The organism is Variovorax sp. P4_D9, assembly GCF_056401695.1.
On sequence record NZ_JBFUIU010000526.1, the window covers coordinates 1 to 6,323 of the forward strand.

The following is a 6,323-nucleotide window of genomic DNA, read 5'->3' on the forward strand; positions in this document are numbered from 1 at the left end:
TCATGGTGCCGATGATTTGTCCTGCATTCATGCCTGTATTACGATTCATGACGGACCCTCTGCGGTGTTTGTGAAGACCTTGGTCTATCACGCCTTGGGCACTTTGATGCCGTATCCAGCAGAGGGTCCACCCGCTCGTGCCGAGCTTCGATCTCTGCGACCAACGACTGCTCTCGCCGCCTTCGACGTCATCTCACCACCCCCAGTCTTCTGATTCCCCTTCGGGAGGGAGGCATCCATAGCATCTCCTGATGCTGGAGCGTCGATGTTCTCGCCACCGGAGCACGGCCGTCTTTGTTGAATCCGTCATGGATGGCCGCATCCCAGCGTACCCTGGAACCGGCCGACCCTCGATCGGGGAATAGTGTCTATTCCGCTGCGACCGATGGTGCCGCGCGCCTGCGCCGCCTACTATTTCCCTCACCCGCAGAGACCAATCCGGCCTCTGTCCCAACGGCCCTGAGGAGCGCAGACATGACCCACCATGTATTGAACGATGCAGTCGAATCACTGGCCGGAGGAGGGGTCTCGGACCTCGAATTCCGGGAGGCCCTGGCCCATGCGGTGACGGCCGTGACCGTCGTGACGACCGCCGGTCCTGCCGGCATCGCCGGTGTCACTTGCTCGGCCGTTGCTTCCGTTTGCGCCGATCCGCCCACGCTGCTGGTCTGCATGAACCGGCGCAGCTACGTCAACGGTGTCATCAAGACCAACGACGTGCTCTGCGTCAACTGGCTCAGTGCGCATCAGCGCAGCACCTCCGACCTGTTTGCCGGTGTCGGCGCCGTACCGATGAACGAGCGCTTCGAGCAGGGCGGCTGGAGCACCCTTTCCACCGGCGCGCCCTACAGCGAGGATGCACTCGTCGCGCTCGACTGCCGCGTGGTCAGCGCGACCGAGGTCGGCACCCACAGCATCTTTATCGTGCGTGTGCTGGCCACCGCAGCGCACACCGAAGAGCACCGTGATCCGCTTGTGTACTGCAAGCGGTCCTATGCAACCACCCAGCCGACCGCTCATGCCTGAGCCAACGGTTTCATTCGCCACCACCACCAAGGAACAGCCATGCTGAGAACCGGAAAGCAATACCTCGAGTCCCTCAATGACGGCCGTGTCGTCTGGGTCGGCAACGAGAAGATCGACAACGTCGCCACGCACCCAAAAACCCGCGACTATGCCGAGCGCCATGCCGACTTCTACGACCTGCACCACCGCCCCGACCTGCAGGATGTGATGACCTATGTCGACGAGGCCGGCGAGCGCCGCTCGATGATGTGGTTCGGCCACCGCACCAGGGAAGAGCTGAAGAAGAAGCGCCGCTACCACGAGATCGTGATGCGGGAAATGATGGGTGCGTCGTTCCCCCGCACGCCGGACGTCAACAACTACGTGCTGACCACGTACACCGACGATCCGATGCCCTGGCAGACCCAGTCGATCGGCACCGAGGGCCGGCCGCTGGCACAGAACATCGCCGACTTCGCCGAGTTCGTGCGTCAACGCGACCACAACTGCGCGCCCAATTTCGTCGATCCGCAGATGGACCGCTCCTCCCCCGATGCGCAGGCCAGGTCGCCAGGGCTGCGGGTGATCGAGCGCAATGAGCTGGGCATCGTGGTCGACGGCGTCAAGGCCGTGTCGACCGGCACCGCCTTTGCCGACTGGGTCCATATCGGCGTCTTCTTCCGTCCGGGCATTCCGGGAGACCAGATCATTTTTGCCGCCGTGCCGGTGGCCACCAAGGGCCTCAGCGTGGTGTGCCGCGAGAGCCTGGTGAAGGAGGACGCGGTCGAGCATCCGCTGGCCTCCAAGGGCGACGAGCTCGACGGCATGACCGTGTTCGACCACGTCTTCATCCCCTGGTCGCATGTGTTCCATCTCGGCAATCCCGAGCATGCCAAGCTCTATCCGCAGCGTGTCTTCGACTGGCTGCACTACCACGCGCTGGTCCGCCAGATGGTCCGTGCCGAACTGATGGCCGGACTTGCCGTGCTCATCACCGAACACATCGGTACCAGCAAGATCCCGGCGGTGCAGACGCGGGTGGCCAAGCTGATCGGCTTCCACCAGGCGATGCTGGCGCACGTGGTGGCGAGCGAGGAACTCGGCTTCCATACTCCGGGCGGGCTCTACAAGCCGAACATCCTGATCTACGACTTCGGCCGTGCGCTGTACCTCGAGAACTTCTCGCAGATGATCTACGAACTGGTCGACCTGTCGGGTCGAAGCGCGCTGCTCTTCGCCACCGAGGACCAGTGGGAGGACTCGAAGCTCAACACGCTGTTCGAGAAGWTGAACACCGGGCCGGTCGGCCGGCCGAAGGACCGCCTTCGTATCGGCCGCGTGATTCGCGACCTGTTCCTGACCGACTGGGGCAACCGGCTCTTCGTGTTCGAGAACTTCAATGGCACGCCGCTGCAGAGCATTCGAATGCTGACGATGCAGCGCGCCGAGTTCTCGGGTTCGGGCACCTACGGCAAGCTGGCGCGCCAGGTCTGCGGCATCGAGTCCGAGATCGATGACAACACCGACTACAAGGCCACCGCCGATTACGCGAAGGCGATGGACGCCGCGCGGCATCAGGAGAAGCTCTCGCTCAGCAGCACCCTCGCGATCTGAGAGAGCGCCATGCAGGTCATCACTGACTCCAGCGGCTTCGCGTTGCAGGGTGCGGTCATCTCGATCGGCATGTTCGACGGCGTCCACCGGGGCCACGCGAAGGTGCTTCGACAACTGCGCGCACGCGGCGACCAGCTTGGGCTGCCGACCGCGGTGGTGACCTTCGACCCGCATCCCCGGGCGGTCGTCCAGCCGGATGCATGCCCGAGGTTGTTGTCGAGCGTGGCCGATCGCGTGCAATTGTTGAACGCTACCAAAGCGGTCGACCACTGTCTGGTGCTGCACTTCGACCAGCAGCGAAGCCGGCAAGACGCCGAGGCGTTCGTGCGCGACACGCTGCTGAGGCAGTTGGGCATGCGTGAGCTGATCGTCGGCGAGAACTTCGCCTGCGGACGCGGGCGCGTCGGCACGGTCGCGTATCTCTCGACGCTGGGAGGGGCGCTCGGCTTCGGCGTGGCACCTGTGGCGCTCGACGCGGTGCCCGGCACGCAGGAGGCCGTGCGCTGTTCTTCGACTGAAGCGCGGCGCCTGATCCAGATCGGGGACCTGGCCGGTGCGTCGTCGGTGCTGCAGCGGTCGCACGAGATGACCGGCACCATCACTCGCGCTTCACGCGCATCACGCGCCTCGCGCTGGCGCATCGACGCCGCCCTGGCAGGCGCGATGTGCGCACCGGCCGAGGCCGACTATGTCGGCGCGGTCCGTCGCAGCGGCTCGGTGGCCCCCTGGATTCCGGCCTTGCTGCAGGTGCGCGACGACCGGCGCTCAAGTCGGCGGATGGTGCGACTTCTGGCGGAAGACGAGGTGGACGCCTCGCCCGGCGACGAACTGCGCATCCGCTTCGTCGACCGCGCTCGGCATGGACATGCGCGCACCGCGCAGGAAAGCGTGCTTGCATGAAGACCTTCACTCATTCCACCCACGCCCAGCGCGTCGTGTTCGGAACCGGCACGCTCGACCGTCTGTCTGCCGAGATCAACACTCTCGGCGCGACCCGCGCCCTCGTCCTCAGCACGCCCGGCCAGCGCTCCGAAGCCAAGCGCGTCGCATCGATCCTGGGCAGCGCCTGCGTCGGCATCTACGATCGCGCCGAGATGCACGTGCCGATCGAGACAGCACGCGAGGCCCGCACGCTCGCCCGGCGCCTCGGTGCCGATTGCGCGGTGGCCGTCGGCGGCGGATCCACCATCGGCCTCGGCAAGGCGATCGCCCTGGAGTCGGGCCTGCCGATCCTTGCGATACCGACCACCTACGCCGGTTCCGAGATGACCGCCATCTACGGCATCACCGAGGCCGGCCTCAAGAAGACCGGCAACGACGCACGCGTGCTTCCGCGCACCGTGGTCTACGACATTGACCTCACCCGCTCGCTGCCGCTGGAGATCAGCGTCACCAGCGGCATGAATGCGCTGGCCCATGCGGCCGAGAGTCTCTATGCCGCCGACATCAATCCGGTCGTTGCGTTGATGTCGCAGGAGGGGATTGCCGCCCTCGGCCGTGCGATGCCCGCTTTCGCGAGCGCGGATGATGCAAAGGTCTCGGCCGCCCGTGCCGACGCGCTGTATGGCGCCTGGCTCTGCGGCACCGCGCTGAGCGGTGCCGGCGTGGGCCTGCACCACAAGCTGTGCCACACGCTCGGCGGCAGCTTCGACCTGCCGCACGCGCAGGTGCACACCATCGTGCTGCCGCATGCGCTCGCCTACAACGCCCCCGCGGCGCCGGAGGCCATGGCGCGCATCGCCCAGGCGCTCGGATGCACGAATGCGGCGCAGGGCGTGTTCGATCTCGCCAGGGGCGCCGGCGCGAGCATGGCGCTGAAGGACCTCGGCCTTCGCGGCAGCGACCTCGACCGGGCCTGCGCCTTGGCGATGGAGAACCGCTATCCTAACCCGCGGCCGCTGGAGGCGCGGGCCATCCGGCAGTTGCTCCAGAACGCCTTCGACGGCGACCGGCCTGCGCCATGAACCCTCGCGGCTCGCAGCTGGGCGCGCTGCTCGCGTTCGCCGCCTGCCGGGGGTCGGCAGGTACTGCTTCGGCCACCGAGGGCGGGGCAATTCCTATCCGATTGGCGTCGACAACACCTTCGCCGGCTGCAGGCTGCCCGAAGGTGCCCACTGGCTGCTGCTCTATCAGCACTACACGGCTTCGCAGTTCAAGGACAACGCCGGCCACGACAGCCCTCGCTTCGCTGACTTCCGGCTGCAGTCCGATGTGGTGGCCCCGCGGCTGTCCTATGTGTGGCCGGGCGTCGTGTTTCTCGGCGCCAACGTTGAGACGCGGATTGTCCGGCCGATCAGCGCGGTCGACCTCAGGCTCGGCGTCGCGCGGCCCGCGCCGTTGCTGGCGCTGGATCGCGGCGGACAGCGGACCGGGCTGTCCGACCTGTCGTTCTTCCCGATCATCCTCGGCTGGCACGGCACGACCTTCCACCAGACGCTGGGCGTCGAGATCAACCTGCGCACCGGGAGCTACGACGTGCACGACGTCAACATCGGCCGCAACTACGACCAGATCGCGCCGGTCTATGCGTTCACCTGGTTTCCGACTCCGCGCAGCGACATCAGCGCGAAGTTCCGCTGGGGCTGCAATGACCGCAACAAGGCGACCGGCTACCAATTCGGCAACGAAGCCTCGATCGAGTTCAGTGCCGGCTACCGTGCGATGCGGGAACTGCTGGTCGGTGTCAATGGCTACATCTATCGCCAGACCACCGACGACGAAGTGAACGGCGTCGCGGTGAAGGGCAGCAAGGGCCGTGTCAACGCGCTTGTGCCCTTCGCCAGCTTTCGCTTCAACCCGAATTTCTCGCTGACGCTTCGCATCCAGTCCGAGTTCGGCGCACGCAACCGTCCGCAGGGCACGCGCTTCTGGGCCATGGCGCTGTGCCCTTTTTGACCTTCGACCCGCTCAATCCAAGGAGACCCCACCCATGCGCACTCTCAATCAGCACACCATCACCGAGGCGGTGATCGAACGATTCGCGGACACACCCAGTCCACGCCTGAAGCATGTCCTGACGAGTCTCGTGCAGCACTTGCACGATTTCGCCCGCGAGGTCGAACTGACCGAGGAGGAGTGGATGCAAGGCATCCAGTTCCTCACGGCGACCGGCCAGAAGTGCGACGACAAGCGGCAGGAGTTCATTCTGCTGAGCGACACGCTAGGCCTGTCAATGCTCACCATCATGATGAACCACGACAAGCCCGCCGGCTGCACCGAGGCAACCGTGTTCGGGCCTTTCCATGTCGAGGGTGCGCCGCACTACGAGAACGGCGACGACGTCGGCAACGGGGCGAGCGGCGAGCCCTGCCTGGTGCGCGGCACGGTGCGATCGATCGACGGCAGCCCGATCGCCGGTGCGACGCTCGACGTCTGGCAGGCCGACAGCGGAGGCCACTATGACGTTCAGCACGCGGAGCTGGACCATGCCCAGGCGCGCGGCGTGCTCCACGCCGACGCGCAAGGCCGCTTCCACTTCCGCACCATCGCCGCCGTGGCCTATCCCATTCCTGATGACGGCACCGTCGGCGACATGCTGCGCGCCACGCGCCGCCATCCGTGGCGCCCGGCCCACCTGCACTTCATGGTAAAGGCGCCGGGCTTCCAGACGCTGGTGACCCACGTGTTCCGCAAGGGCGATCCCTACCTTGATTCGGATGCGGTCTTCGGCGTGCGCGAGTCGCTGGTGGGCGAGTGGGTGAAGC

At 66.0% G+C, this 6,323-nt stretch carries 7 protein-coding genes; all 7 read left to right on the top strand.

What is annotated here, in order from left to right; genetic code table 11:
• Nucleotides 1-214 (top strand): hypothetical protein (locus AC1DY5_RS37600; RefSeq protein WP_478119555.1); only part of this gene is annotated, 214 nt, incomplete at its 5' end.
• A gap of 260 nt (nucleotides 215-474) precedes the next feature.
• Nucleotides 475-1,026, top strand: coding sequence for a flavin reductase (locus AC1DY5_RS37605; RefSeq protein ID WP_478119556.1), 552 nt, complete (start codon nucleotides 475-477; stop codon nucleotides 1,024-1,026).
• A gap of 39 nt (nucleotides 1,027-1,065) precedes the next feature.
• Complete coding sequence (locus AC1DY5_RS37610; RefSeq protein WP_478119557.1) at nucleotides 1,066-2,619, top strand: 4-hydroxyphenylacetate 3-hydroxylase N-terminal domain-containing protein; 1,554 nt, start codon at nucleotides 1,066-1,068, stop codon at nucleotides 2,617-2,619.
• Nucleotides 2,620-2,628: 9 nt separating this feature from the next.
• A complete protein-coding gene (locus tag AC1DY5_RS37615; RefSeq protein WP_478119558.1) occupies nucleotides 2,629-3,519 on the top strand; it encodes an FAD synthetase family protein in 891 nt (296 codons plus the stop codon).
• Nucleotides 3,516-4,583, top strand: a complete 1,068-nt coding sequence (locus AC1DY5_RS37620) for a maleylacetate reductase (protein WP_478119559.1) — start codon at nucleotides 3,516-3,518, stop codon at nucleotides 4,581-4,583. Before AC1DY5_RS37615 ends, AC1DY5_RS37620 begins: the two co-directional genes overlap by 4 nt.
• A gap of 235 nt (nucleotides 4,584-4,818) precedes the next feature.
• Nucleotides 4,819-5,514: a SphA family protein gene (locus AC1DY5_RS37625; protein WP_478119561.1), complete on the top strand. Its 696-nt coding sequence runs from the start codon at nucleotides 4,819-4,821 to the stop codon at nucleotides 5,512-5,514.
• A gap of 34 nt (nucleotides 5,515-5,548) precedes the next feature.
• A partial coding sequence (locus AC1DY5_RS37630) for an intradiol ring-cleavage dioxygenase (RefSeq protein ID WP_478119560.1) occupies nucleotides 5,549-6,323 on the top strand: 775 nt, incomplete at its 3' end.